The organism is Pseudomonas sp. Z1-14, from assembly GCF_051132005.1.
Lineage (GTDB): Bacteria > Pseudomonadota > Gammaproteobacteria > Pseudomonadales > Pseudomonadaceae > Aquipseudomonas.
This window is the reverse complement of the sequence record NZ_CP071646.1, coordinates 2,154,503-2,181,295: the sequence shown is the minus strand read 5'-3', so window position 1 is coordinate 2,181,295 and position 26,793 is coordinate 2,154,503. Positions and strand designations below refer to the sequence as shown.

The 26,793-nt window shown below is 62.5% G+C and carries 24 protein-coding genes, 1 pseudogene and 1 riboswitch; of the genes and pseudogenes, 14 read left to right on the top strand and 11 right to left on the bottom strand.

The window, feature by feature from the left end:
* Positions 1–66: 66 nt before the first annotated feature.
* The 3 genes and pseudogenes from J3P89_RS10065 to J3P89_RS10055 all read right to left on the bottom strand — a co-directional run.
* The gene (locus J3P89_RS10065) at positions 67–1,251 is read right to left on the bottom strand and encodes a pyridoxal phosphate-dependent aminotransferase (RefSeq protein WP_434630148.1); all 1,185 of its coding nucleotides are present in this window, start codon (positions 1,249–1,251) and stop codon (positions 67–69) included.
* A gap of 41 nt (positions 1,252–1,292) precedes the next feature.
* A complete protein-coding gene (locus J3P89_RS10060; protein WP_434697971.1) occupies positions 1,293–2,156 on the bottom strand; it encodes a methyl-accepting chemotaxis protein in 864 nt (287 codons plus the stop codon).
* A pseudogene (locus tag J3P89_RS10055) lies at positions 2,148–2,918 on the bottom strand (MCP four helix bundle domain-containing protein); the annotation flags it as partial. The pseudogene J3P89_RS10055 and the gene J3P89_RS10060, both read right to left, overlap by 9 nt.
* A 178-nt stretch (positions 2,919–3,096) precedes the next feature.
* Positions 3,097–3,317, top strand: a riboswitch (cobalamin riboswitch).
* A gap of 97 nt (positions 3,318–3,414) precedes the next feature.
* Between J3P89_RS10055 and J3P89_RS10050 the strand changes: the two are divergent.
* From J3P89_RS10050 to cobM, 4 genes are all read left to right on the top strand, one after another.
* The gene (locus J3P89_RS10050; RefSeq protein ID WP_420764493.1) at positions 3,415–3,603 is read left to right on the top strand and encodes a CbtB domain-containing protein; all 189 of its coding nucleotides are present in this window, start codon (positions 3,415–3,417) and stop codon (positions 3,601–3,603) included.
* Positions 3,604–3,614: 11 nt separating this feature from the next.
* A complete protein-coding gene (locus J3P89_RS10045) occupies positions 3,615–4,310 on the top strand; it encodes a CbtA family protein (protein WP_434697423.1) in 696 nt (231 codons plus the stop codon).
* Positions 4,307–4,711 carry a cobalamin biosynthesis protein gene (locus J3P89_RS10040; RefSeq protein ID WP_434697422.1) on the top strand — a complete coding sequence of 135 codons (405 nt, stop codon included), beginning with the start codon at positions 4,307–4,309 and terminating at the stop codon, positions 4,709–4,711. Before J3P89_RS10045 ends, J3P89_RS10040 begins: the two co-directional genes overlap by 4 nt.
* 67 nt (positions 4,712–4,778) lie before the next feature.
* On the top strand, positions 4,779–5,525 hold the full coding sequence (cobM, locus tag J3P89_RS10035; protein WP_434697421.1) for a precorrin-4 C(11)-methyltransferase: 747 nt from the start codon (positions 4,779–4,781) through the stop codon (positions 5,523–5,525).
* A 435-nt stretch (positions 5,526–5,960) separates the two neighbouring features.
* Here cobM and nfuA read toward each other — a convergent pair whose 3' ends face one another.
* A complete protein-coding gene (gene nfuA, locus J3P89_RS10030; protein ID WP_003182850.1) occupies positions 5,961–6,545 on the bottom strand; it encodes a Fe-S biogenesis protein NfuA in 585 nt (194 codons plus the stop codon).
* 37 nt (positions 6,546–6,582) lie between these two features.
* Entirely contained in the window at positions 6,583–6,831 is a 249-nt protein-coding gene (locus tag J3P89_RS10025) for a hypothetical protein (RefSeq protein WP_434697420.1), read from the bottom strand.
* Positions 6,832–6,882: 51 nt separating this feature from the next.
* Here J3P89_RS10025 and metH point away from each other — a divergent pair, with 51 nt between their 5' ends.
* The 4 genes from metH (at position 6,883) to J3P89_RS10005 (ending at position 13,586) form a co-directional block, all read left to right on the top strand.
* Entirely contained in the window at positions 6,883–10,593 is a 3,711-nt protein-coding gene (gene metH / locus J3P89_RS10020; RefSeq protein WP_434697419.1) for a methionine synthase, read from the top strand.
* A 95-nt stretch (positions 10,594–10,688) separates the two neighbouring features.
* Positions 10,689–10,907: a DUF2970 domain-containing protein gene (locus J3P89_RS10015; protein WP_024781254.1), complete on the top strand. Its 219-nt coding sequence runs from the start codon at positions 10,689–10,691 to the stop codon at positions 10,905–10,907.
* A 542-nt stretch (positions 10,908–11,449) separates the two neighbouring features.
* Complete coding sequence (locus tag J3P89_RS10010; protein ID WP_434573404.1) at positions 11,450–13,108, top strand: nitrite/sulfite reductase; 1,659 nt, start codon at positions 11,450–11,452, stop codon at positions 13,106–13,108.
* Positions 13,092–13,586: a DUF934 domain-containing protein gene (locus J3P89_RS10005; RefSeq protein ID WP_305500286.1), complete on the top strand. Its 495-nt coding sequence runs from the start codon at positions 13,092–13,094 to the stop codon at positions 13,584–13,586. The genes J3P89_RS10010 and J3P89_RS10005 overlap by 17 nt, the downstream gene beginning before the upstream one ends.
* Positions 13,587–13,803: 217 nt before the next feature.
* Here J3P89_RS10005 and sohB read toward each other — a convergent pair whose 3' ends face one another.
* Positions 13,804–14,835, bottom strand: a complete 1,032-nt coding sequence (gene sohB / locus J3P89_RS10000; protein ID WP_305500284.1) for a protease SohB — start codon at positions 14,833–14,835, stop codon at positions 13,804–13,806.
* A 226-nt stretch (positions 14,836–15,061) separates the two neighbouring features.
* Here sohB and J3P89_RS09995 point away from each other — a divergent pair, with 226 nt between their 5' ends.
* The 5 genes from J3P89_RS09995 (at position 15,062) to J3P89_RS09975 (ending at position 18,402) form a co-directional block, all read left to right on the top strand.
* Positions 15,062–15,772, top strand: a complete 711-nt coding sequence (locus tag J3P89_RS09995) for a histidine phosphatase family protein (RefSeq protein ID WP_434697418.1) — start codon at positions 15,062–15,064, stop codon at positions 15,770–15,772.
* Between the two features lie 52 nt (positions 15,773–15,824).
* Positions 15,825–16,142, top strand: a complete 318-nt coding sequence (locus tag J3P89_RS09990) for an SCP2 sterol-binding domain-containing protein (protein ID WP_434573401.1) — start codon at positions 15,825–15,827, stop codon at positions 16,140–16,142.
* 140 nt (positions 16,143–16,282) lie between these two features.
* Positions 16,283–16,585 carry a transposase gene (locus J3P89_RS09985; protein ID WP_223551295.1) on the top strand — a complete coding sequence of 101 codons (303 nt, stop codon included), beginning with the start codon at positions 16,283–16,285 and terminating at the stop codon, positions 16,583–16,585.
* Entirely contained in the window at positions 16,582–17,418 is an 837-nt protein-coding gene (locus J3P89_RS09980; protein WP_434694567.1) for an IS3 family transposase, read from the top strand. The genes J3P89_RS09985 and J3P89_RS09980 overlap by 4 nt, the downstream gene beginning before the upstream one ends.
* 120 nt (positions 17,419–17,538) lie before the next feature.
* Positions 17,539–18,402, top strand: a complete 864-nt coding sequence (locus J3P89_RS09975; protein WP_305501220.1) for a LysR family transcriptional regulator — start codon at positions 17,539–17,541, stop codon at positions 18,400–18,402.
* A gap of 113 nt (positions 18,403–18,515) precedes the next feature.
* On the opposite strand, the gene J3P89_RS09970 is transcribed toward J3P89_RS09975, so the two are convergent.
* A complete protein-coding gene (locus J3P89_RS09970; protein WP_434573399.1) occupies positions 18,516–18,749 on the bottom strand; it encodes a YdcH family protein in 234 nt (77 codons plus the stop codon).
* A gap of 217 nt (positions 18,750–18,966) precedes the next feature.
* Here J3P89_RS09970 and J3P89_RS09965 point away from each other — a divergent pair, with 217 nt between their 5' ends.
* Positions 18,967–19,488, top strand: a complete 522-nt coding sequence (locus tag J3P89_RS09965) for a DUF4142 domain-containing protein (protein ID WP_434573397.1) — start codon at positions 18,967–18,969, stop codon at positions 19,486–19,488.
* Positions 19,489–19,539: 51 nt separating this feature from the next.
* Here the strand turns inward: J3P89_RS09965 and J3P89_RS09960 are convergent, their stop codons facing one another.
* The 4 genes from J3P89_RS09960 to J3P89_RS09945 form a co-directional block, all read right to left on the bottom strand.
* Positions 19,540–19,806: a hypothetical protein gene (locus tag J3P89_RS09960; RefSeq protein ID WP_434573395.1), complete on the bottom strand. Its 267-nt coding sequence runs from the start codon at positions 19,804–19,806 to the stop codon at positions 19,540–19,542.
* 93 nt (positions 19,807–19,899) lie between these two features.
* Complete coding sequence (locus J3P89_RS09955; protein WP_434697417.1) at positions 19,900–22,011, bottom strand: ATP-binding protein; 2,112 nt, start codon at positions 22,009–22,011, stop codon at positions 19,900–19,902.
* A 282-nt stretch (positions 22,012–22,293) separates the two neighbouring features.
* Positions 22,294–25,371: an error-prone DNA polymerase gene (locus J3P89_RS09950; RefSeq protein ID WP_434697416.1), complete on the bottom strand. Its 3,078-nt coding sequence runs from the start codon at positions 25,369–25,371 to the stop codon at positions 22,294–22,296.
* Positions 25,368–26,789 carry a Y-family DNA polymerase gene (locus J3P89_RS09945; protein ID WP_434697415.1) on the bottom strand — a complete coding sequence of 474 codons (1,422 nt, stop codon included), beginning with the start codon at positions 26,787–26,789 and terminating at the stop codon, positions 25,368–25,370. The genes J3P89_RS09950 and J3P89_RS09945 overlap by 4 nt, the downstream gene beginning before the upstream one ends.
* Positions 26,790–26,793: the final 4 nt, after the last annotated feature.

Sequence of the window (26,793 nt, the reverse complement as noted above, 5' to 3'; positions counted from 1 at the left end):
GGATATACGCCGGCGCCCGTAGTCGAGCAAAACCCTTACACAATTTCACACAGCTTCTACAAAACTTCACCAATCGACCTGCAGCAAGGCCGCCGCACACTCGACGATCCGCCGGCACGCATCCGCCAATTGCACTTGGTCGACCACCAGGCCGATCCGGATATGCCCCGCCGCGCTCGGCCCGAACGCCTCGCCCGCCAGCACCGATACGCCATAGCCGTCCAGCAGGCGCTCGGCAAATGCCTGGGCGGCGAGACCCGTCTGGCGCACGTCGACCATCACGAACATCCCGCCATCGGGCCGTACTGGCCTGAGGCCCGCACGCCCCTCCAGCGCCGCGCACACCAGGTCACGGCGCTGGCGATATTCCTCGCGCATCCGCGCCACTTCAGGCAGATCCCGCTCAAGGGCAACCTGGGCGGCGCGCTGGACGAAGTCCGGCAGGCCGAACAGCATGCACAGCGACAGGTTGGCCAAGTGCCCGGCAAGGGACTCGGGGCCGATGGCCCAGCCGATGCGCCAGCCCGTCATGGCGTGGGATTTGGACAGGCTGTTGAGGGTGGCGGTGCGCTCGGCCATGCCCGGCAGGCTGGCCGGGCTGATATGTTCGCCGTCGTAGAGCAAGTCGCTGTAGACCTCATCGCTGATCAGCCACAGGTCATGCTCGATGCACAGTTGCGCCAACGCTTGCCAGGTGGCCAGCGGCAGGCTGGCGCCGGAGGGATTGTTGGGGCTGTTGAGCAGCATCGCGCGGGTACGCGGCGTGATCAGCCGGGCCACGTCGGCCGGCTCTACCCGAAAAGCGTTTTCCGGACGTACCGCCACCGGGACCACTTTCGCCCCGCAGGCGCCAAAGACCGCTTCGTAGGTGACGTACATCGGTTCGGCGACAATCACCTCGTCGCCGGGGTCGAGCAGGCACTGCGCGACCGCGAAGACCGCACACTGGGCCCCGGGCAGCACCGTAACGTGCCCGGCACCCACCGGCTGGCCGCAACGTTGCTGGTGGCGCCGGGCGATGCTGGCGCGCAACGCATGCAGGCCACGGGTATCCGAATAATGCGTGTCCCCCGCCCGCAGGCTGGCGACGGCGGCCTCGACAATGGCCGGTGGCGTGTCGAAATCCGGATCGCCCACCGACAGCAACAGCACCTCCCTGCCCTGTTCGCGCATGGCCAGCGCCCGGTCATGGATCTGCCAGGCGGCGGCGCCGTCGCCGGTGATGCGTTGGGTCAAGGCTGAAAAGCGCATGCATTGCTCCTGTTAGCGCGATATCCAGCTTCAACCCTATCTCAAATAACGAAGCGCGCCACCGTCGCATTCAAACCCACCGCCAGGCGCGACAGTTCGTGAGTGGCGTCGCTGGTCTGTTGCGCGCCGCTGGCCGATTGGGTCGCCAGATCACGGATGTTCATCAGGTTGCGGTCCACTTCGCGGGAGACCTGGGCCTGTTCTTCGGATGCGCTGGCAATGACCAGGTTGCGCTCGTTGATCTGGTGGATCGACTGGGTGATCTGTTCCAGCGCCACACCGGCGCCACGGGCCAGCTCCAGGGTGCTTTGGGTGCGCTGGTTGCTTTGCTGCATCGACTGCACGGCCTGGCCGGTGCCGTTCTGGATGCCGGCGACCATTTTTTCGATCTCCTGGGTCGATTGCGCGGTGCGATGGGCCAAGGCACGGACTTCGTCGGCCACCACCGCGAAACCACGTCCGGCCTCCCCGGCCCGGGCCGCTTCGATGGCCGCGTTGAGGGCCAGCAGGTTGGTCTGTTCGGCGATGGCGCGGATCACGTCCAGCACCTTGCCGATGTCGCGGCCCTGGACTGCCAGGCCCTCGATCATCGCGGCGGTGGCTTGCACGTCGTGGGTCATGGTCTGGATCGCATCGACGGTTTCCACCACCCGCGTGCGCCCTTCCTGGGCCGCCTGGGTGGACTGGTTCGAGGCTTCGGAAGTGGACACCGCGTTGCGGGCAACCTCCTCGACCGCGGCGGTCATCTCATTGACGGCAGTGGCCGCCTGCTCGATTTCGCTGTGCTGCCGTTGCAAGCCACGGGAAGACTCCTGGGTGACGGCACTCAACTCTTCAGCGGCGGCGCCAAGCTGGGTGGCGGAACCGGCAATCTGTTCGATGGTCTGGCGCAGGCTGCCCTGCATGGCGCCCAAGGCCTGGAGCAATCGCGCAGGTTCGTCCTTGCCGTCGTCGATGATGACGGTGACCAGATTGCCGCTGGCAATGGTCCGGGCTGCTTCGAGCGCCCGGTTCAGCGGCGTGACAATGCTGCGGGTCAGGAGCAAGGCCAGCAACACGGTCGCCAGCGCGGCGATAACCGAGACGACGATGATGCCGGTGATGGCGCTGGTGTAATAGTCGCCAGCCTTGGCCGATGCTTCGCCGGCGCTGGTCACGTTGAACTCGATGAGTTTGTTGAGCTGTTCGCCCATCAGGTCGGTGCCTTCCTTGATCCGCGTATTGATATGGGCGCGCAGTTGATCAAGCTTGTCCTGACGCGACAGCTGGAGCATTTCCTGCTGGGCCTCGAGATACTTTGCAAGCGTCGCGGAAAAAGTCTTGTACAGCTCGGCCTCTTGCGGGGTGGCCGGCAGCGCCGCATAGCTGTTATTGGCCTTGTGCAGTTTTTCCACCAGCACACCGATGCGCCCGTCGGCCTCGTTCAGGCTGGCCGGGTCACGGTTCACCAGTATGCGAAACGAGAGGATGCGCATGCGCAAGACGCTTTCCATCACACTGGCCAGATGGCTGACGCTGGGCACCTGGGTCTGCTCCATGTCCACCGAAGCCTGGCGGATGACCGACATGCGATTGGCGGCGAACACGCCGAGGACGACGACAAGCAGTGCGATGACAGTGAAGCCGAGAAAGGCTCTGGGGGCGATATTAAAGCTGCGTAGGGACATGGGAAGACCTCGGATGGTGGTCGAGCGTCCATGCCGCCGGCGTATTGTTTGGGATAATTGTGGGTACGCCTGCCTCGTTATCGGCCCGACTTGAGGCTTTTGCAGGGGGAGATGGAAAATATTCCGTGATGTCAGCGGCGCGAAGCCGCGATTGACGCCCCGGCCTCGCCCATGGTCTCCTGTCGGCCTAGTTACGGGTGCCCTTCACAGGGTGAAACGGGAAACCGGTGAATCGTGTGCTTTACTCCAAGGCCACGTCAGTCCGGTGCTGCCCCCGCAACGGTAAGCGAGCGAAGCGTCGAATCCACTGTGCCTTGGCATGGGAAGGTGACGCTTGCAGGCAAGGCTTCGGCCCAGCCCCTCGCGAGCCCGGAGACCGGCCCATGACTCAAGCTCAACAAACCCGCGGTGGGCGGGCGCTGTTCGAATTCTGGCGAGCCCTCGCCCGGATTTTCATTGCGCTCGCTTCCCCGCCGACAAACCCGAGGGAAGCGCCATGTCGACCATCAGCAGCACCGCCCGTACCACCAGCAGCACTGTCACCCTGAGCCAGCGCCTGAGCGCGGCGGTCCTCGCCTCGATCCTCGGTGCGGGCCTGGTCTACTTCGCCGGTTTCTCCCACATCGAAGCGGTGCACAACGCGGCCCACGACACCCGGCATAGCGCCGCGTTCCCGTGCCACTGAGACCTGACGACATGATCAAGCGTATCGCTCGGACTGCCGGTTTCAGTGGGCTGCTGGCCGCCCTGCTGTTGACTCTTCTACAAAGCCTGTGGGTCTCGCCGCTGATTCAGCAAGCCGAAACCTACGAAAAGGCCCCGGCCAGCGAAGTCCATGAGCATGTTTCGGGCGCTGCCCACAGCCATGACGACGAAGCCTGGGAGCCGCAAGACGGCTGGCAACGCCTGCTCGCCACCACGGGCGGCAACCTGGTGGTCGCGGTGGGTTTCGCCCTGATGCTGGCGGGCCTGTACACCTTGCGCGAGCCGACGCGTACGTCCCAGGGCTTGCTTTGGGGCCTGGCCGGCTACGCCACCTTCGTCCTCGCGCCAACGCTTGGCCTGCCACCGGAACTGCCTGGCACGGCGGCGGCTGAGCTGGCCCAGCGGCAGATGTGGTGGATCGGCACGGCGGCGTCCACGGCGGTAGGCATCGCCCTGATTGCCTTCGGCCGGCAGTGGCTGCTGAAGCTGCTGGGTGTCGCGACCTTGGTCGTTCCTCATGTCATCGGCGCGCCGCAGCCTGAAGTCCATTCGATGCTGGCTCCCGAGGCGCTGGAAAGCCAGTTCAAGATCGCCGCGCAACTGACCAATGTCGCGTTCTGGCTCGCCCTGGGCCTGATCAGCGCCTGGCTGTTTCGCCGTGGCGCCCAGCCTCGCCACGACACATGAGTAGCGGGCGGATCCTGGTGGTCGGCCTGGGCTGCCAACGCGGTTGCCCGGCCAGTGCGTTGCGGGCATTGATTGAGCAGACGCTGCTGGCCCACGGCATTGCGCTCGATGACGTACAGGCCTTGGCCAGTATCGATCTCAAGCACGACGAACCAGGCCTGCTGGAGCTGGCCGAGCAATTGGCGCTGCCACTGACCTGCTTCACTGCCGAGCAGTTGGCGAGTTATCAAACGCAGCTCAGCCAGCGTTCCCGGATCGCCTTCGAGCGTACGGGCTGCCACGGCGTCGCCGAAAGCGCCGCCCTTGCCCTGGCCGATCAACTGGGCGATTCGCCCGCGAGACTGCTGATTACCCGCCAGAAAAGTGCGCAAGCCACCCTGGCATTGGCGGCAGCTTCGTAACCCTCGATAATCGCCGCCGGAATCATGAGCGCTGCTCATGCAAGGCCCTTTTCTACAGGAACCGGTCATGACCGTTTACTTCATCGGTGCCGGCCCCGGCGACCCGGAACTGATTACCGTGAAAGGCCAGCGCCTGATCCACCGTTGCCCGGTGATCATCTACGCCGGCTCCCTGGTGCCGGCGGCCGTGCTCGAAGGCCACAGCGCCGAACAGGTGGTCAATAGCGCAGAGCTGCACCTGGAACAGATCGTCGAACTGATCAGGATCGCGCATCTGAACGGCCAGGACGTGGCCCGGGTGCACTCCGGCGATCCAAGTCTGTATGGCGCCATCGGCGAGCAGATCCGCTGCCTGCGGGAGCTGGACATCCCTTTCGAAATCGTTCCGGGCGTCACCGCCACCTCAGCCTGCGCGGCCCTGCTCGGCGCCGAGCTGACGCTACCGGACGTGTCCCAGAGCGTGATCCTGACCCGTTACGCGGACAAGACCGCGATGCCCGCCGGGGAAGAACTCGCCAGCCTGGCGCGGCATGGCGCAACCATGGCGATTCACCTGGGCGTCAATCACCTGGAAAAAATAGTCGGCGAACTGCTGCCCCACTACGGCGAGGATTGTCCGATCGCGGTGATTCACCGGGCCACTTGGCCGGATCAGGATTGGGTGGTGGGTACGCTGGAGGATATCGCCGGGAAGGTCCAAGCCAAGGGCTTTCGACGTACGGCGCTGATACTGGTGGGGCGTGTGTTGGGCAATGATGTGTTCAGTGAATCATCGCTGTATCGCGCCGGGCATGCGCATCTGTACAGGCCCTGACTCGTCGATATGGAGCGAGGTGGGAGCGAGCCTGCTCGCGAAAGCGGCGGATCAGCCGGCAACGATGTCGAATGTGCCGGCCCCTTCGCGAGCAGGCTCGCTCCCACACGATGCCCGCCGGAATCGTGACCCTGACCCGGATCCTGTGGGAGCGAGCTTGCTCGCGATGACCATGGCACATTCAACATCAACGCAAGCTGACCCACCGCTATCGCGAGCAAGCTCGCTCCCACAGGGATCGGCGGCGCCTCTAAGATGGCATGCTGGTCGCAGAAGCTTTTGTGGCGAGGGAGCTTGCTCCCGCTGGACCGCGTAGCGGTCCCCTGGCGACTCACGCGTCAATCACGGAAGGCGCGCGGGTTGCCTTGCGATTGCTACGCAATCGAGCGGGAGCAAGCTCCCTCGCCACAGTGTTCTGCACGCAGCTAGCACCTATCAGTAGTAGGCGTTTTCTTTCTGCGTGTGGTCGGTCACGTCGCGCACGCCCTTGAGTTCCGGGATGCGCTCGAGCAAGGTGCGCTCGATGCCTTCCTTCAAGGTCACGTCAGCCTGGCCGCAGCCCTGGCAACCGCCGCCGAACTGGAGCACGGCGATGCCGTCTTCCACCACGTCGATCAGCGACACCTGGCCGCCGTGGCTGGCCAGCCCCGGGTTGATCTCGGTTTGCAGGTAATAGTTGATGCGCTCGTTGACCGGACTGTCGGCGTTGACCATCGGTACCTTGGCGTTCGGCGCCTTGATGGTCAGCTGGCCGCCCATGCGGTCGGTGGCGTAGTCGACCACCGCATCGTCCAGGAAAGCTTCGCTGAACGAGTCGATGTACGCGGTGAAGCTCTTGAGCCCCAGCGCGGTGTCTTCGGGTTTTTCTTCTCCCGGCTTGCAGTAGGCAATGCACGTCTCTGCGTACTGGGTGCCGGGCTGGGTGATGAAGATGCGGATCCCGATACCCGGGGTGTTCTGCTTGGACAGCAGGTCGGCCAGGTAATCGTGGGCGGCATCGGTAATGGTAATGGCGGTCATGGAAACTCCTCGCAGGCTTGCCGGCAGTTTACGCCAATCATCGCGCCGGACAAAGTCCCAGTATTTTTGTCAGGAAAGCAGCCGACCGCGCAAGGGCGCGAAGCAGCAACTGCCGGGCGAGGTCGCGCTTGATCCGCGTCATCTTCGCTGCGCTCAAGCCATAGGTGATGTGGGTCTTGTGCACGATCCCCCCTGCACCGGCCAGAGCCGGTAATAGATCGGGCCGGTACCGCTTGCGAACATGAGCTAAATTCATGCAAAAGCCCTCCATGATCAAATCCTGCACAGGTTTGCTATCATTCCGGCCTTCGTAATGGTCTTTTTTCCAGGTAGTCCTATGTCTGATCGCAGCGCTCGCCTTTATCTTCTCCAGCAGGCCCTCAAGGAACGCATCCTGATCCTCGACGGCGGCATGGGCACGATGATCCAGAGCTACAAGCTGGAAGAGCAGGACTACCGTGGCAAACGCTTCGCCGACTGGCCGAGCGACGTCAAGGGCAACAACGATCTGCTCGTGCTGACCCGCCCCGACGTGATTGGCGCTATTGAAAAGGCCTACCTGGATGCCGGCGCCGACATCCTCGAAACCAACACCTTCAACGCCACCCAGGTGTCCCAGGCCGACTACGGCATGCAGGGCCTGGCCTACGAGCTGAACCTGGAAGGCGCGCGCCTGGCCCGCAAGGTGGCCGACGCCAAGACCCTCGAAACCCCGGACAAGCCGCGCTTCGTCGCCGGCGTGCTCGGCCCGACCAGCCGCACCTGCTCGCTGTCGCCGGATGTGAACAACCCCGGCTACCGCAACGTGACCTTCGACGAGCTGGTGGAGAACTACACCGAAGCCACCAAGGGCCTGATCGAAGGCGGTGCCGACCTGATCCTGATCGAGACCATTTTCGACACGCTCAATGCCAAGGCCGCGATCTTCGCCGTGCAAGGCGTCTATGAAGAGCTGGGCATCGAGTTGCCGATCATGATTTCCGGCACCATCACCGACGCCTCCGGCCGCACCCTCTCCGGCCAGACCACCGAAGCCTTCTGGAACTCGGTGGCCCACGCCAAGCCGATCTCCGTCGGCCTGAACTGCGCCCTCGGTGCCAGCGAACTGCGCCCGTACCTGGAAGAACTGTCGAACAAGGCCAGCACCCATGTATCGGCTCACCCCAACGCCGGCCTGCCCAACGAATTCGGCGAATACGACGAGCTGCCGGTGGACACCGCCAAGGTCATTGAAGAATTTGCCCAGAGCGGCTTCCTCAATATCGTCGGCGGTTGCTGCGGCACTACCCCGGCGCACATCGAAGCTATCGCCAAGGCCGTCGCTGGCTATGCTCCACGGCAGATTCCCGAGATTCCCCGGGCGTGCCGCCTGTCGGGCCTGGAACCGTTCACCATCGATCGCAACTCGCTGTTCGTCAACGTCGGCGAGCGGACCAACATCACCGGCTCCGCCAAATTCGCCCGGCTGATCCGCGAAGACAACTACACCGAAGCCCTGGAAGTGGCGCTGCAACAGGTCGAGGCCGGCGCCCAGGTGATCGACATCAACATGGACGAGGGCATGCTCGATTCGAAGAAGGCCATGGTGACCTTCCTCAATCTGATCGCCGGCGAACCGGATATTTCCCGCGTGCCGATCATGATCGACTCCTCCAAGTGGGAAGTCATCGAAGCTGGCCTCAAGTGCATCCAGGGCAAGGGCATCGTCAACTCCATCAGCATGAAGGAAGGCGTCGAGCAGTTCATCCATCACGCCAAGCTGTGCAAGCGCTACGGCGCCGCCGTGGTGGTGATGGCCTTCGACGAAGCCGGCCAGGCCGACACCGAGGCGCGCAAGAAGGAAATCTGCAAGCGCTCCTACGATATCTTGGTCAACGAGGTTGGCTTTCCGCCGGAAGACATCATCTTCGACCCGAACATCTTCGCCGTCGCCACCGGTATCGAAGAGCACAACAACTATGCCGTGGACTTCATCAACGCCTGCGCCTACATCCGCGACGAACTGCCCTACGCGCTGACCTCCGGTGGCGTGTCCAACGTGTCGTTCTCGTTCCGCGGCAACAACCCGGTGCGCGAGGCGATCCACTCGGTGTTCCTGCTGCACGCGATCCGCGCGGGCCTGACCATGGGCATCGTCAACGCCGGCCAACTGGAGATCTACGACCAGATCCCGGTGGAACTGCGCGACGCGGTGGAAGACGTGATCCTCAACCGTACACCCGAAGGCACCGACGCCCTCCTCGCGATCGCTGACAAGTACAAGGGCGACGGCAGCGTCAAGGAAGCGGAAACCGAAGAATGGCGCGGCTGGGAAGTGAACAAGCGCCTGGAGCACGCGCTGGTCAAGGGCATCACCACCCACATCGTCGAGGACACCGAGGAATCGCGCCTGTCCTTCGCCCGCCCGATCGAAGTGATCGAAGGCCCGCTGATGGCCGGCATGAACATCGTCGGCGACCTGTTTGGCGCCGGCAAGATGTTCCTGCCCCAGGTCGTCAAGTCCGCCCGCGTGATGAAGCAGGCCGTGGCGCACCTGATTCCGTTCATCGAAGCGGAAAAAGGCGACAAGCCAGAGGCCAAGGGCAAGATCTTGATGGCCACGGTCAAGGGCGACGTCCACGACATCGGCAAGAACATCGTCGGCGTGGTGCTGGGGTGCAACGGCTATGACGTGGTCGACCTCGGCGTGATGGTGCCGGCGGAGAAAATCCTCCAGGTAGCAAAGGACGAGAAGTGCGACATCATCGGCCTGTCCGGCCTGATCACACCGTCCCTGGATGAAATGGTGCATGTGGCGCGGGAGATGCAGCGCCAGGACTTCCACCTGCCGCTGATGATCGGTGGCGCCACGACCTCCAAGGCCCACACCGCCGTGAAGATCGAGCCCAAGTACAGCAATGATGCAGTGATTTACGTCACCGACGCCTCCCGCGCCGTGGGCGTGGCGACGCAGTTGCTGTCCAAGGAGCTCAAGCCGGCGTTCGTCGAGAAGACCCGCCTGGACTACATAGACGTGCGCGAGCGCACCTCCAACCGCAGCGCCCGCACGGAGCGCCTGAGCTACCCGGCGGCCGTGGCGAAGAAGCCGCAGTTCGACTGGAGCAGCTACCAGCCAGTCAAGCCGACTTTCACCGGCGCACGGGTGCTGGACGATATCGACCTGAACGTCCTGGCCGAGTACATCGACTGGACGCCGTTTTTCATTTCCTGGGACCTGGCCGGCAAATACCCGCGCATCCTCACCGACGAAGTGGTCGGCGAAGCGGCCACCGCGCTGTACGCCGATGCCCGGGCGATGCTGCGCAAGCTGATCGACGAGAAACTCATCAGCGCCCGCGCCGTGTTCGGCTTCTGGCCGGCCAACCAGGTGCATGACGACGACCTGGAAGTCTATGGCGACGACGGCAAGCCACTGGCGCGCCTGCATCACCTGCGCCAGCAGATCATCAAGACCGACGGTAAGCCGAACCTCTCCCTGGCCGACTTCGTCGCACCCAAGGACAGCGGCGTGACCGACTATGTCGGTGGCTTCATCACCACCGCCGGCATCGGTGCCGAAGAAGTCGCCAAGGCCTACCAGAACGCCGGCGACGACTACAACTCGATCATGGTCAAGGCCCTGGCCGACCGATTGGCCGAAGCTTGCGCCGAATGGCTGCACCAGCAGGTGCGCAAGGAATATTGGGGCTATGCCAAGGATGAGCGCCTGGACAACGAGGCGCTGATCAAGGAGCAATACACCGGCATCCGCCCTGCCCCCGGTTACCCGGCCTGCCCGGATCACACCGAGAAAGCCACCCTGTTCCGCCTGCTCGACCCCGAGGCCAGCGAACTGAAAGCCGGACGCAGCGGCGTGTTCCTCACCGAACACTACGCGATGTTCCCGGCGGCGGCGGTCAGCGGCTGGTACTTCGCCCATCCCCAGGCGCAGTATTTCGCCGTGGGCAAGATCGACAAGGACCAGGTCCAGAGCTACACCGCGCGCAAGGGCCAGGACCTGAGCGTGACCGAGCGCTGGCTGGCGCCGAACCTGGGCTACGACAACTGATCAGGCGCCCCTGAAAGATCGCAGCCGAGGCGCGCTGCGATCTTTTCCCCGGGGTTGTCTATGCTTGTCCCAAACCCATGGCAGACGAGGGATTTATGGACGATCCAGTCGACAACAAGCCGCCGACCCTGTTGCAGATGATGCACAGCGTGCTGGCCGCCGCTTTCGGCGTGCAGAGCGGCAAGAACCGCGCCCGGGATTTCACCCACGGCAAGCCGAGTCACTTCGTGATACTGGGAATCGCGTTCACGGTGATCTTCGCCTTGACCCTGTTTGGCATCGTCAAGCTGGTGGTGCATCTGGCGGGGTTGTAAAAATAGCCAACGGCACCCCGCCCCATGTGGGAGCGAGCTTGCTCGCGATGGCGATGTGTCAGTCGACCTCATGGTGACTGAACCACCGCCATCGCGAGCAAGCTCGCTCCCACAGTTTTCACCACCAGGGCTACCGTTTATTGATGACTGACCCAGAACACCGCCGTGCCCACCACCAGGATAATCAGGAACAGAATGGCCCAGGCATCAACGGTACTGTCGCTTTTCCTTGCTTTGGTCGGATTACTCATTGCATCGCCTCTTGTCGGTTTTGTAGGTGATTGCATAGGGACTCGACCACAGTTAAGACGATGATTGCCCGTACGACAAATGTGGGTTAGCCAATAATCTAAGGCATTAGTCGATTTGGTTCTTTACATATACTCAAACATCACTTTTGCGCATAACTCAAAACAGGTATCTTGCACCGGCTCCTCTAGGAGTGCGCGGCCGTGCGCGCAGAATTGCCGAGGCAGAACCCGATTTCAGCGAGCCAACCTGCAGCTGTTTCTGATCGGCCCAAGCCTGAGAACGAGACTTATATGTACGTATATGACGAGTACGATCAGCGGATCATCGAGGACCGCGTCAAGCAGTTCCGTGATCAGACCCGACGCTATCTGGCAGGCGAGCTGAGCGAAGAAGAATTCCGCCCTCTGCGCTTGCAGAATGGCCTGTATATCCAGCGCTTCGCCCCGATGCTGCGCGTGGCGGTGCCTTATGGCCAACTGACCTCGCGCCAGGTGCGCAAGCTGGCCCAGATTGCCCGCGACTATGACAAGGGCTATGCCCACATCAGTACCCGGCAGAACGTCCAGTACAACTGGCCTGCCCTGGAAGACGTGCCCGAGATCCTGGCGGAACTGGCCACCGTGCAGATGCACGCGATCCAGACCAGCGGCAACTGCCTGCGCAACGTGACCACCGACCAGTTTGCCGGCGTCGCGGCCGACGAGCTGATCGACCCGCGCCCATGGTGCGAGATCGTTCGCCAATGGACCACGTTCCACCCGGAATTCGCCTACCTGCCGCGCAAGTTCAAGATCGCCATCAATGGCTCGACCTCGGACCGCGCGGCCATCGAAGTCCATGACATCGGCCTCGAAGCGGTCTACAACGCCGCCGGCGAGCTGGGCTTCCGCGTGCTGGTAGGCGGCGGCCTGGGCCGTACGCCGGTGGTCGGCGCGTTCATCAACGAGTTCCTGCCATGGCAGGACCTGCTGAGCTACCTCGACGCCATCCTGCGGGTGTACAACCGCTACGGGCGTCGCGACAACAAATACAAGGCGCGGATCAAGATCTTGGTCAAGGCCCTGACGCCTGAAGTGTTCGCCGAAAAGGTCGAGGCCGAAATGGTCCACCTGCGTGGCGGCCAGACCACCCTGACCGAAGCCGAAGTCCATCGCGTGGCCAAGCATTTCGTCGACCCGGCCTACAAGGCCCTGGACAACCAGGACGCCGAACTGGCCGCCCTCGACAAGGAACACCCGGGCTTCGCGCGCTGGCGGACACGCAACACCCTCAAGCACAAGAAACCGGGCTACGTCGCAGTGACCCTGTCGCTGAAGCCGACCGGTGTCGCACCGGGCGATATCACCGACAAGCAGATGGACGCCGTGGCCGACCTGGCCGACCGCTACAGCTTTGGCCAGCTGCGCACGTCCCACGAGCAGAACATCATCCTGGCGGACGTTGAACAGAGCCAGTTGTTTACCCTGTGGGGCGAGCTACGCGAGCAAGGCTTCGCCACGCCGAACATCGGCCTGCTGACCGACATGATCTGCTGCCCGGGCGGGGATTTCTGCTCGCTGGCGAACGCCAAGTCGATTCCGATCGCCGAGTCGATCCAGCGCCGCTTCGACGACCTCGACTACCTGTTCGACATCGGCGAGCTGGACCTGAACATTTCCGGCTGCATGAATGCCTGCGGTCACCACCACGTCGGTCACATCGGCATCCTCGGCGTGGACAAGAAAGGCGAGGAGTTCTACCAGGTCTCCCTCGGTGGCAGCGGCAGCCGCGACGCCAGCCTGGGCAAGATCCTCGGCCCGTCGTTTGCCCAGGATGACATGCCGGATGTGATCGAGAAGCTGATCGACGTGTACATTGAACAACGTACCGAAGACGAGCGTTTCATCGACACTTATCAACGTATCGGCATCGACCTCTTCAAGGAACGCGTCTATGCAGCGAATCATTAAGAACAACGAGGTCATCGACGAAACCTGGCACTTGCTGCCCAAGGACGCGACCTTCGATGGCATTTCCAACTGCGACGACCTGATCGTGCCCCTCGCCCTTTGGCGCGACCATGCCCATGCGCTCAAAGCCCGTGATGGTGGCCTGGGCGTGTGGCTGGATGCCGACGAAGAAGCAGAAGAAATCGGCGATGATGCCAATCAGCTCCAGGTCATTGCCCTGAACTTCCCGGCCTTCACCGACGGGCGCAGCTACTCCAACGCGCGCCTGTTGCGCGAACGGTATGGCTTCAAGGGTGAATTGCGCGCCATTGGCGATGTGCTGCGCGACCAGTTGTTCTACATGCGCCGCTGCGGTTTTGACGCCTTTGCCCTGCGTGCCGACAAAGACCCCTATGAAGCCCTCGAAAGCCTCAAGGACTTTTCGGTGACCTACCAGGCGGCCACTGACGAACCGTTGCCACTGTTTCGCCGCCGCTGATAGTTGAAGTATGAAAAAGCCCTGATCCGGGTGTACCGGGTCAGGGCTTTTTTGTTGATGATGGGGGGCGAAACCTAATCTTCAGTCCACCCTGGACCTTGTGGGAGCGAGCTTGCTCGCGATAGCGCTGGCTCAGCTTGCATCTCTGTTGAATGTGCCGCCGCTATCGCGAGCAAGCTCGCTCCCACAGGGTTTAGTGTGTTCGCTCTTTCCCGGACTACCAGAACCGCTGCTGCGTCAGGCGGCTCCACCAGCTCAGCAGCACCCGGTCCACCGAACCGCTGGCCGCCATGCCGATGCGCTCCTGCAGGCTTTTGCGTTCGGCATAGTGCAGGTGATAGAGCTCGGCACCCTTGGCCCGTTCGGCCAGGTATTCATCGCTGGTCTTGAGCTCGTCCACCAGGCGTTTCTCCAGCGCGGCGACACCGAGCCAGACCTCGCCGGTTGCCACTTCATCGATAGCCAGCTGCGGGCGGTAGTTGGACACGAAGTTCTTGAACAGCTCATGGGTGATGTCCAGGTCCTCCTGGAATTTTTCCCGGCCCTTCTCGGTATTCTCGCCAAACACCGTCAATGTGCGTTTGTACTCGCCGGCGGTCAGCACTTCGAAATCGATGTCGTGCTTCTTCAGCAGGCGATTGACGTTGGGCAATTGGGCCACGACGCCGATGGAGCCGAGGATCGCGAACGGGGCGCTGATGATCTTCTCGCCGATGCACGCCATCATGTAGCCGCCGCTGGCTGCAACCTTGTCGATGCACACCGTCAGCGGCACGCCGGCCTGACGGATCCGCGCCAGTTGCGACGAGGCCAGGCCGTAGCTGTGGACCATGCCGCCACCGCTTTCCAGGCGCAGGACTACTTCGTCCTTCGGGGTCGCCAGGGTCAGCAGCGCGGTAATTTCGTGACGCAGGCTCTCGGTGGCGGAAGCCTTGATATCGCCATCGAAGTCCAGCACGAATACCCGGGGCTTGGCCGCCGGTTTGTCTTTCTGTTTCTTCCCGGCTTTTTCAGCCTTGCCTTCGCTCTTGCGCAGCGCCTTGAGCTGGTCCTTGTCCAGCAGCGTCTGCTCCAGACGCTCACGCAAGCCCTTGTAGAAATCGTTGAGCTTGCTGACTTGCAACTGCCCGGCCGACTTGCGCCGTCCCTTGCTGCGCAACGCAGCAAAACTGGCCATGACCACCAGAATGGCGATCACCAGCGTCACCGTCTTGGCCAGAAAACCGGCGTATTCGACAAAAAACTCCACAGCGACTCCTTAAATGCAATGCGCCACTGAACGCAGGCGCGTAACGGTCCCAGCATACCCATGCGCCTGCCCCGCTGCCAGCCATGAAACCTGCTGTTACCGTAACGCGGGTGAGTCCGGACGGGCCTGTAACGGTCATTTCAAACGAGCGTATGTTTTTTCGTTGACAGCCCCCCGCCATCCTCATAACCTCGCCAAACCTTCAACGTACCGGGATGACGCGGACGTGGGCAGCATTTATCTGATACGACATGGCCAGGCCTCCTTTGGTGCGGATGACTACGATGTCCTTTCGCCCAATGGCATACGCCAGGCCCAAGTGCTCGGCGGCCACCTGGCGGAGCTCGGCGTCGTGTTCGATCGCTGCCTCTCGGGCGACCTGCGTCGCCAGCAGGACACCGCTATCGGCACGCTGGGCGCGATGTCCGCTGTCGGGCTGCCGGTTCCCGAGGTGGAAATTGATGCGGCGTTCAACGAATTCGATGCCGACGCGGTGATCCGCGCGCTGCTCCCGGACATGCTGGCCCAGGAGCCCGAAGCGCTGCATATCCTGCGCAACGCGGCGCAGAACCGCGGAGAGTTCCAGCGCATTTTTGCCTTGATCGTCGAACGCTGGCTCAGCGGCCAGTATGACCCGCCCGGGCTGGAGAGCTGGCTGGGTTTTGTCGAGCGGGTCCAGGCCGGCCTGCACCGCATCCTCGAAAAGGCCGACAAGACCCACAAGATCGCCGTGTTCACCTCCGGCGGGACCATCACCGCCCTGCTTCACCTGATCACCCAGATGCCTGCCCGGCAAGCTTTCGAGCTGAACTGGCAGATCGTCAACACCTCGCTCAACCAACTGAAATTCAGAGGCCGCGAGGTGGCCCTGGCTTCCTTCAACAGTCATGCGCATCTGCAACTGCTGAAGACCCCGGACCTCATCACCTTCCGCTGAGGCCGGATTACTTGCAGACCCTTGCTGTACCACTCAAATAAGGATCGAAACAATGACCTCCGTAGCCGACGCCGTAAAAGCCATGCAAGCCAAGTTCAACCCAGCCGCCGCTGCCGGCCTGGACCTGGTATTTGGTTTCAATATCACTGACGAAGACAAGCAGTACGCCCTGATCGTCAAGGATGGCACCTGCGATATCCAGGAAGGCGCGAACCCCGACGCCAACTGCACGCTGGTCCTGGATAGCCAGACCCTCAAGGACATCGTCAGCGGCGAAACCGACGGCATGCAAGCCTTCATGGGCGGCAAGCTGCGCGTTGAAGGCGACATGATGCTGTCGATGAAACTGTCCGAGCTGTTCCCGTCCTGAGATCGGGTCGCGCCCTGGCTGTAACCAGATCCCGCCCTTGTGGCGGGATTTTTGTTTTTCGCGAGCAGGCTGAACTGGCCTAATGATTTTGGACACTTCAATCGGGCGCTATGATGGTGCCCAAATCGAGGTGTTTGGATATGCGTAAATCTTATTCCAGTGAGTTCAAGCTCAAAGCTGCCAGCATGGTGCTGGATGAAGGCCAATCAGTTCCCGATGTCTGTGCCAGCCTGGATATTGGCCCTACTGCCTTGCGCCGTTGGGTCGATCAGGTTCGCAAAGAGCGCTTGGGTTCGACCCCGGAGGGGGCCAGGGCGATTACCGCCGATCAGCGAGAGATCCAGCAGCTCAAAGCCTTGCTCAGGCAAAAAGACCTGGACATTGAAATCCTAAAAAAGGCCAGTGCTCTCCTGCTTTTGGACTCCAAAGATCATTCTCGTTGATCAACGAGCTGGACGAGCAGTACGGCGTTAACAATTGCTGTCGGGCGTTTGGAGTCAACCGCAGCAGCTTTTACGCCTGGCGTCAGCGCCAAGGCAAGGTGAAGCCTGAACGGGAGAAACTGAAAGCCGTGCTGGTCGAGCATCACAAGGAGTCCAGAGCGTCCGCTGGATCTCGCACCCTTTCCAAGGAGCTGCAAGCAAAGGGACATCGCGTCGGGCGGCATATGGCTCGCAGCTTGATGCGCGAAGCCGGTGTCGTCAGTCATCAGCGGCGTCGGCACAAGTACAAATCTTCTGGTGTGGAGGCCCTGGTGGCGCCGCATGTGCTCAAGCGCAAGTTTGATGTCACGGCGATCAATCAGGTGTGGTGTGGCGATGTGACGTACATCAAGGTTGGCAAGCGCTGGATGTATTTCGCAGCGGTGCTGGATTTGTTTGCTCGCCGGATCGTAGGGTGGTCATTTTCAATGATTTCCGATGCCACGCTGACCTGCGAAGCGTTGCGAATGGCGGTGCAATTGCGAGGCCGCCCAAAAGAGGTGCTGTTTCATTCTGATCAAGGTTGCCAATACACCAGCCACAAATTCAGGAATGAGATGCGCAAGCATGGACTCCTGCAAAGCATGAGCCGCAAAGGTGAATGCTGGGACAACGCCCCGATGGAGCGTTTCTTTGGAAGTCTGAAATCAGAATGGGTGCCGGAAGACGGCTATAACTCGGAGCATGAAGCCCGGGTGGATGTGCAGCGTTATGTGATGCGTTACAACAACGTCAGGCTCCATAGCTACAACGGCTACCGGTCGCCGGTAGCTATGGAGAAACTGGCGGCGTGAAACCTTAACTGGTGTCCAGAATTACTTGACCAGTTCAAGCTCGCTCCCACAGGGATGTGGATGGTATCGGATAGCTGGGCCAGCTCTTACAATGCCCGCTCCACCCGCTTCGGCCCGACCATGGACATCGACCTCGCCCGTACCTTCCTGGAAATCGTCCGCCACGGCAGCCTCGCCGCTGCGGCGCAAAAGCTGCACGTCACCCAGACGGCGATAACCGCCCGGGTCCAGAAGCTCGAAAGCCAGCTCGGCTGCGCGCTGTTCGTGCGTAACCGTGCCGGTGCGCGACTGACCGCCGATGGCGAAGCCTTCGTGGTCTACGCCAACCAGCTCGTACAGACGTGGGAGGCCGCCCGCCGGGACCTGCCGTTGCCCGAGGGTTATCGCAACGTCTTGCATCTCGGTGGCGAGGTCAGCTTGTGCAATCCCCTGATGCTTGCCTGGGCGGGGGAGCTGCGCCAGAAAATCCCCGGCCATGCCCTGCGCATGGACATCCGCGACGGTGAAAAACTCTTGCAGCAACTGGAGCTGGGTCTGCTGGATGCGGCGGTGGTCTATCAGCCCGAGTACTGGCCGCGATTGCAGGTGGAGCAGTTGCTGGAGGAGAAACTCATCCTGGTGCGCCTGGCCGCTCGCCCCGAGCCCTACGTGTACATCGACTGGAGCGCGGACTTCCGACGCCAGCACGACACGGCGCTTCCGGACAAGGCCAAGGCCGCCGTGACCTTCAATCTCGGTCCACTGGCGCTGCAATATATTCTGGAAAACGGCGGTAGCGGCTACTTCCGCACCCGGGTCGTGCAGAGCTACCTGGACAGCGGCATTCTGGAGCGGGTGCCCAAGGCGCCGGAGTTCAACTACCCGACCTACCTGGTGTATTCCAGGGACCGCGATTCGGCGGCATTGCAGCAGGCGTTCGAGGTGCTCCGGGGGATCGTCAAGGCTGGCAGTGACTGGTCCCAGCGTTGGGATCCGTTGGGCTGACAGATCAGGATGGGGCCGCTTCGCGGCCCAGCGGGAGCAAGCTCCCTCGCCACACAAGCGCCTACTGTCAAAAAGCCCTTTGCAGAACAAAGGGCCCGTACAACCTGGTTGGACTACGCCCGCATCAATTCGGCGATCTTGTCCTTGGTCTGCAAGCGTTCTTTCTTGAGTGTCTCCAAAGCAGGATCGGACAGCGTGACGGGCGGCTTCTCGGCATTCACGACCTCGGCGTCGATTCGCGCATACTTCTTGAGCAATTCGTCGAGCGTCGGATCCTCGCTACGCTTCTGCTGGATGTGGTCTTTTGTGCAATCAAGATCCTGGCAAAGATCATGGGACACCGGCATGGAGCACCTCCTTTGGTTGGTTCGGTGGCGAGTGCTTTTCATGGCACTGCCTGTCACCAGCATGGCCTTGCCGGTCGGCTTCTGTCGACCGCCAATCCGACCAGCGGTGACCGTTCGTCGTGCCGCGCCGCGCTCCGATCAAACCTTCGGCCCCTTCCCGCTCTCCATTGAACAGTGACCACAAGAACACTTGTACAACCTGTGTGGAGACTTACCTATGGACAGATTTACCCTGCGTCAACTCGGCCTGGCAGTTGCCTTGAGTACCAGCATGGGCATGGCATGGGCCGCGACGTCCAACGACTTTGTCGATAACGCGGCGGCCAATGGCATAGCGGAAATCGAAACCAGCAAACTGGCGCTGCAAAAAAGCCAATCGGCGGACATCAAGGAGTTCGCCAACAAGATGATCACCGACCACACCAAAGCCAACGAAGAGCTGAAGGCGCTGGCGCAAAAACACGACATCGAAGTACCGGATGACACCACGCTGATGAAAAAGGCCAAGGCCAAGATTCTCGATGTGCGTGACGAGTCCTTCGATCCAGCCTTCGCCAACAACCAGGTGATGGCCCATGAAGAAACCATCGCCCTGTTCAAGAAGGAAGCCGAGACCGTCACCGACGACAAGAAGCCTGGCAATACCGAACTCAAGGCGTTTGCCCAGAAAATGCTGCCCGACCTGCAGCACCACTTGGAAATGGCCAAGAAGCTCCAGGCCGCGCATCCTAGTAAATAACTCAAAGCAATGCATGAAAAAGCCCGACTCTCGAGTCGGGCTTTTTGTTGGCTAGCTGTCGGCGGTATCGATGTCGGCGTCGGTCTTGTCGCCGGGGCCAGGTCGATCCGGCTCTGGCTTGAAGCCAGGGCTGTAGGTGTTGTCGTTGTCCTGGTGATGTTGTTTCTGATCGACCTCGCTGGCAGCGCTGTGAGCCTGGTGCGTTCCAGCCGGACCGGCGGGCGGGTTGCCCGGCGCTTGGGGATCGACGGCCGGATCGTTACGCGAAGACTGGGTCTGCGTCTGGCCTTGTTGCTGGGTATTTGCAGGATCGCTCATTGGACACCTCGTTCATGACAGGGCCGGTTCAATCGACGGCCTTGGTTATTCGAAGGTGGCAAGGCGGCTGGGTTCCATTCTTTTGCAGCATGCTCAGCCGCCCAGTACCGACCTGACCATCCGGGTCAGCGCATCCGGGCTATAGGGTTTGCTCAGCAGATGGGTGTCCGGGCTCAACTGATGATTGCGCGAGATGATGTCGCGGGTGTGCCCCGACGTGAACAACACCGGCACCGGCGGGGACTGGACCTTGGCCCAGGCGGCCAGGTCGGAACTCTTGATCAGCCCGGGCATGACCACGTCGGTGAAGATCAGGTCGACCGAGGTGCCCTCCAGCAACAATTTCATGGCCTCGTCGCCATTCGCCGCGGTCAGGGTCCGATAACCCGACAGCTCGAGCAATTCCACCGAGGCACCGCGCACGTCATCGTTGTCCTCGACCACCAGGACAGTTTCCTGCAAGCCCGACTGATGCGTGCGGTGGTGCGTCTGCTCCTCCGACTCGGGCCTATGGCTGCGCGGGAAGTACATGTGCACCTGGGTGCCTTCTCCCGGATGGCTGGAAATTTCGATATGGCCGCCGCTCTGCTTGACGAACCCGAACACCATGCTCAACCCGAGTCCGGTACCGTGGCCGTCGGTCTTGGTGGTGAAGAACGGCTCGAAAACCTGCTTTAGGACTTCAGGCGCCATGCCCGCGCCACAATCGGTCACCGACAGCCGTACGTAATCGCCAGCCGCAACACCTTTACCGGCGCATGATGACTCATCCAGTGCGATGTTCTCGCCGATCAGGCAGATGGTCCCTTCGCCGCCCATGGCATCGCGGGCGTTGATCGCCAGGTTCAACAGGGCGTTTTCCAATTGGTTGCGGTCGACATGGATGCACCAAGGCTCATCCGGCAACGCTACCTCGATCCGGATGGTTTCCCCCAGTGCCCGTTGCAACAACTCGCCCAGGCCATCGTAGATGCGCCGGGGGTTGTAGACGGCCGGGGACAAGGGCTGGCGCCGGGCAAAAGCCAATAGTTGCGATGACAGCTTGGCGCCTCGCTCCACGGCTTCAATGGACGCCCCGACCCGCCGTTGCACGTTGGGATTGTCGGGTTCGTGGCGAGCCAGCAAATGCAGGTTTCCACCGATCACCTGGAGCAGATTGTTGAAGTCGTGGGCCACGCCCCCCGTAAGCCCGCCGATGGCCTCGAGCTTCTGCGATTGGCGCAACTGTTCTTCAGCCGCCAGCCGCGCCTGTACTTCATCGGCGACCCGTTGTTCCAGATCGCGGGTGAACTTGAGCAACGACGCTTCGGCAGTCTTGCGCTCATTGATGTCGATCAGCACACCGGGAAAACGCAGGGGCTTGCCCAACGCATCGAACTCGCAGCGGCCGCTGGCCAGCACCCAGAGGTATTCGCCCTCACCACGGCGCACACGGTATTCAGCGCTGTAGGGCGCGCCCGTGCGCACCGTCAGGTCGACACGTTGCTCCACGTCGGCAAGATCATCCGGATGGATGCGCTGGCGAGCGATCTCGATGGGCAGTGCATCCAACGAACATTCGGGCGGATAGCCGAACGTACGGGCGAAACGCTCGTCGCCGGACAGGGTGTCGGCCGGGATATCCCAGACAAACGAGCCCAGCAACGGCCCGGCCGAAAGCGCCAACTGAATACGCTCGTTGACCGCACGGTAGCTGCGTTCCGCCTCTTGTCGGGCCCGCTCGCTGAGCACCAGTTCGGTGGTTTCCACGACGATCGCCAGGACGCCAGCCGGCGAATGATCATCGTCGGGCACCGGGCTGTAATAGAGGTCCATCCAGACGTCTTCGGGCTTGCCGTCGCGCAGCAATACCAGTTCCTTGCTACGGTAGGACAAGGTGCCGCCAGCCAGGCACACGTCGAGTACATGGCGATTGAATTCAGCGACTTCCGGCCAACCCAGCTCCACCGCGCGCCCCAACAGGTACGGGTGACGGCCGCCGGCAAACTCGGCATAGGCATCGTTATAAATCATGAAGCCCTGGCGGCCCCACAACATGACCATCGGCAAGGGCGAAGCCAGCATCAACTGGACAGCGCTGCGCAGGCTGGCGGACCAGTGCTCGATCGCGCCCAGATCGGTGCGACTCCAATCGTAGGCCCGGATACGTCGGGCCATCTCACCGTCCCAACCGGGACACCCGTTACTCTGGGATAAGAACTTCATGGAACGACTCTCACCTCAAACTACCAGCAGGGAAGCGGCATACCACAAGTCCCTTGTGCTAGTGCTTCGAGCGCGGGGTTGGCAATTGGTTCATGCAGAAGCCTTTGCGCCGGTCCTGTCTGGTCCGGGGGACAGGGTGAACACCGTGGCGAGGGAGCTTGCTCCCGCTCGGCTGCGCAGCAGTCGTAAAAAACCCGCTGTTATCCAGATGTATCCTGCTGAATGGTTTTGGGGCTGCTGCGCAGCCCAGCGGGAGCAAGCTCCCTCGCCACAGGGTGCTGTTCAGCGGAAATCGCGGCTGCGCACATTGATGCCCGCCAGCAATCCAGTCAGGTCGCTCAGGCGCCCGGCGATCAGGTGCCGGACCTCGCCGACACTCTCCCAGCGCCCGTCCACCCGAAGCAATTGCGAACCCACCAGAACCTTGCGTTGACGCTCGGCCAGGTCGCGCCAGACCACCACGTTGAGGTTGCCGAATTCATCTTCCAGGGTGACGAAGGTCACGCCACTGGCCGTGCCCGGGCGCTGGCGGCCGGTGACCAGCCCGGCGACGCTGACGTTGCGACCGTGTTCCACCGCTTGCAATTCCCGCGAACTGCGGCAGCGCCGGGCGCGCAATTCGGGACGCAACAAGGCCAGCGGATGCGGCCCCAGCGTGGTGCCCAACGTGGCGTAGTCGGCGAACAGGTTCTCCCCCACCGTGGGCGTCGGCAAGACCACGGGCGGTTCCTCCTCGCTGGGCAAACCGGCGAACAGGCCCAGTTGTTTTTGCACCCCGGCGATTTCCCAGCGGGCACGGTGACGATCGCCGGCCATACCGCGCAACGCGCCGGCGTCGGCCAGTTGTTCCATGGCCCGGGCATCGAGTCGAGCCCGTTCGGCAAGGTCCGCCACATCGCTGAAAGGCCGCTGTCTACGAGCCGCCTCGATACGGCGGGCATCGTCTTCACGAAAGCCCTTGATCAGGCGCAAGCCCATGCGGATCGCCGGTTGCCGGCCCTCCAGGGGTTCGAGGCTGGATTCCCAGTCGCTGGCGCGCACGTCCGCCGCACGGATCTGCAACTGATGCCGGCGGGCATCCTGGAGGATCTGGTCCGGGCTATAGAAACCCATGGGCCAACTGTTGATCAGGGCGCAGGCGAACGCCGCCGGTTCGTGGCATTTGAGCCAACTGCTGGCGTAGGTCAGCAAGGCGAAACTGGCGGCATGGGATTCCGGAAAGCCATAGTTGCCGAAGCCCTTGATCTGCTCGAAGATCTGCGCGGCGAACTCGGGCGTGTAGCCGTTGTGCTTCATACCTTCTGCCAGGCGCTCGCGATGCGGCTCAAGGCCGCCGTGGCGTTTCCACGCGGCCATCGAGCGCCGCAACTGGTCCGCCTCGCCGGGCGTGTAGTCCGCCGCGACAATGGCGATCTGCATTACCTGTTCCTGGAACAACGGAATGCCCAAGGTGCGACCCAGCACTTTTTTCAGTTTTTCCGAAGGATAAGTGACGGGCTCCTCCTTGTTTCGTCGCCGTAGATACGGATGCACCATGCCGCCCTGGATCGGTCCCGGCCGTACGATCGCCACCTCGATCACCAGGTCGTAATACTCCTTGGGCTTGAGCCGGGGCAACATCGCCATCTGCGCCCGGGATTCGATCTGGAACACGCCGATGGTGTCGGCGCGGCTGATCATCTCGAACGTCGCCCGATCGTCCTTGGGCAATGACGCCAATGTATGCCGCACACCCCGGTAATGCGCGATCAGGTCGAAACAGCGGCGGATCGCGCTGAGCATGCCCAGGGCGAGGATGTCCACCTTGAGCAACCCGACCGCATCGAGGTCGTCCTTGTCCCACTGGATAATGGTGCGCTCAGCCATCGCGGCGTTTTCCACCGGCACCAGAGTGTCCAGCGGTTGCTGGGAAATCACGAAACCGCCGGGGTGTTGGGACAGGTGCCGGGGGAAGCCGATCAGTTGCCGGGTCAGGCTCAGCACCCGGCGCAACACCGGGCTGTCCGGGTCGAAACCACCTTCGCGCAAGCGGTCCAGGGGCGGCGCTTCATCGCTCCAGCGCCCACAGCAATCGGCCAGCGCATTGACCTGGTCCGGCGGCAGGCCCAAGGCCTTGGCCACATCGCGCACCGCCCCGGCGCCGTGGTAACTGCTGACCACCGCCGTCAACGCCGCGCGATGCCGGCCGTAACGCTGGAACACATACTGCAAGACTTCTTCGCGGCGCTCGTGTTCGAAATCGACATCGATATCCGGCGGCTCATTGCGCTCGCGGGACAGGAAGCGTTCGAACAACATGTCCGTCTGGCTCGGATCGATTTCGGTGATGCCCAGGGCGTAGCACACCGCCGAGTTGGCCGCCGAGCCTCGACCCTGGCAGAGAATGTGGCGGCTACGGGCGAAACTGACGATGTCCTGCACGGTGAGGAAGTAGCTGTCGTAGCCCAGTTCGGCGATCAGCTCCAATTCCTTGTCGATCTGCAGGCGCACCTTGTCTGTCACGCCGTTCACCCAGCGCTCGCGCAGGCCGCGCTCGGTCAATTCCCGCAGCCAGGAAGCCGGATCGTGACCCTCGGGCACCAGCTCGCGGGGGTATTCGTAGCGCAACTGGCCGAGGTCGAACGTACAACGCCGGGCGATCTTCAGGGTTTCATCGAGCAAGGCTCGCGGGTAGAGATCGGCCAGGGCCTGCAAGCTGCGCAGATGGCGTTCGCCGTTGGGGTGCAGGCGCTGGCCGGCCTCGGCCACGCTGACGTGGTGACGGATGGCGGTCATGGTGTCTTGCAAGGCACGCCGACCACGCACATGCATGTGCACATCCCCCGTGGCGACAGCGGAAAGGCCCAGGTGTCCGGCCAACGCGAGCAAGTCCGCCAGCCGCTGGCGATCGTCCTGGCCGCAATGCAACTGCACGGCCAGCCATAATCGCCTGTTGAAAACCTGTTGGAGCCAGCGCCCCTGCTCCTCGGGCGCCTTGCCTTCGGGGATCCACAGCGCCAGCAAACCCGGCAGAGGTTCGTCGAAGTCTTCCCGGACGATGCGATAACAGCCTTTCTCGCTACGCCGCCGGGCGCGGGTGATCAGCCGGCACAAGTTCTGGTAGCCCACGAGGTTCTCCACCAGCAGCACCAGTTTCGGGCCGTCCTCGACCTGGATTTCGCTGCCGACGATCAGTTGCAGTCCAAGCTCCCTGGCCGCCTGCCAGGCCCGGACGATCCCGGCCAGGGTGCATTCATCGGTAATCGCCAGGGCCGCATAACCCTGCTCCTTGGCGCGGCGACACAATTCCAGGGCGCTGGAGGCGCCGCGCTGGAAACTGAAGTTCGACAGGCAATGCAGCTCGGCGTATTCGATGCTCATGCGAACCAGCCCTGCAGCCACAACGGCCCGCCCTCGCCCACCGGTCGGTAGGCCCAGCCGCGTTGCCCGGCGCGGGTTTCGATCAGGTAGTAATCGCGGCGCACGTCGGCTCCGTCCCACCAGCCGGACTCGATGCGCTCCGGCCCCATGAGGATGCGCGCCTGGCCCTCGGGTAACGCCTGGGGCTCGCCGAGCAGCCAGCCGGGACGCTGGACTTCCTCGCGCAGCGGGCATGCCTGTTGCCGCGGCTGGGGAGTCATCTGCCAGGCGCACTCGGGTCGATGATCGTCACCGAATCCCAGCCCCAGCACGGCGTCATCCCCCAGGCGCGCCCGCAGCCGTTCGCGCAGTTGTTCCCAGGGCAAGGACTGTTGAGGACGCTCGTCGAACAACTCCAGGCGCTGGGGCACGAAGCTCGGCAGGTTGTCGGCACACAAGCGAAATCCGCGCACTGGCGCCTCGACCTGTACCTGTTCAAGACGACCATGGGCCAGTTCGAACAGCATCGAAGGCTCTCGCTCGGCGCTGAGCAGGCCGACCTTGATCACCGTGTCCGGCAGACCGGCGTGTTCCAGATGCAAGTCGAAACGCTGCACACCGCTGTCGCGCCCACACAGGAAAGCCGACAGGTCACCGGTCAACCGACGCAGCGGAAACAGCAGTGCCTGATGGGACTGCACGTCGTAATTGAGTTCGATGCGCACATCAAAACGGTCTGGAGGCAGGTAGAACGACAGCGCCAGGGTACGACTGCCCGTCAGCGCGTCGAGGTGCTTGAGCACATCGGCCTCGAAGCGCCGCGCCAGGGTGTGCCGAGGCAAGGCCCGGACCTGATCCAGGTGGCGCAGGCCCATGCGCGACAGTGCCGTGGCGACGTCGGGCGCCAGGCCGATGCGGTCCACCGGCATTTGTCCCAGGTACGCTTGCAAGGTTTCGCCATCGGGCACCACCAGGGCGTCATGGGCATTGGCCAACATCCGCGCCGCCACGGGGTTGGGGGCGGCGACGATGCGATGACGAAAGCCCAGCTCAGTCAGCTCGGCCCGCAACCGAGCCTCGAACACCGGCCAGGGCCCGAACAGCCCCAGGCTCGATTCGATTTCGAACAGCACCGTGCGCGGGTAATGCACGCTGACCTGGGAACTGAAGCGGTAGGCCCAGGCCGCCAGGAATTGTTGCCAGTGCTCGATCTGCGCCGCGTCGTACTCGGCCGTGGCAAACCCTTTGCTCAGGGCCTGGGCGGCGGTCATGGTCTGGCCGGGCCGCAAGCCCAGGGCGCGCGCCGGCTCATTGACCGCTTGCAACACCCGGCGCTGAGCCGGACCGGTCAACAGCGCCAGGGGCTCGTCGGGATCGGGGCGCTGGCGCAGCGCGGCGTCCAGCGCCAATCGCGGGAAGAGGATACAGACCCAGCGCATTGCA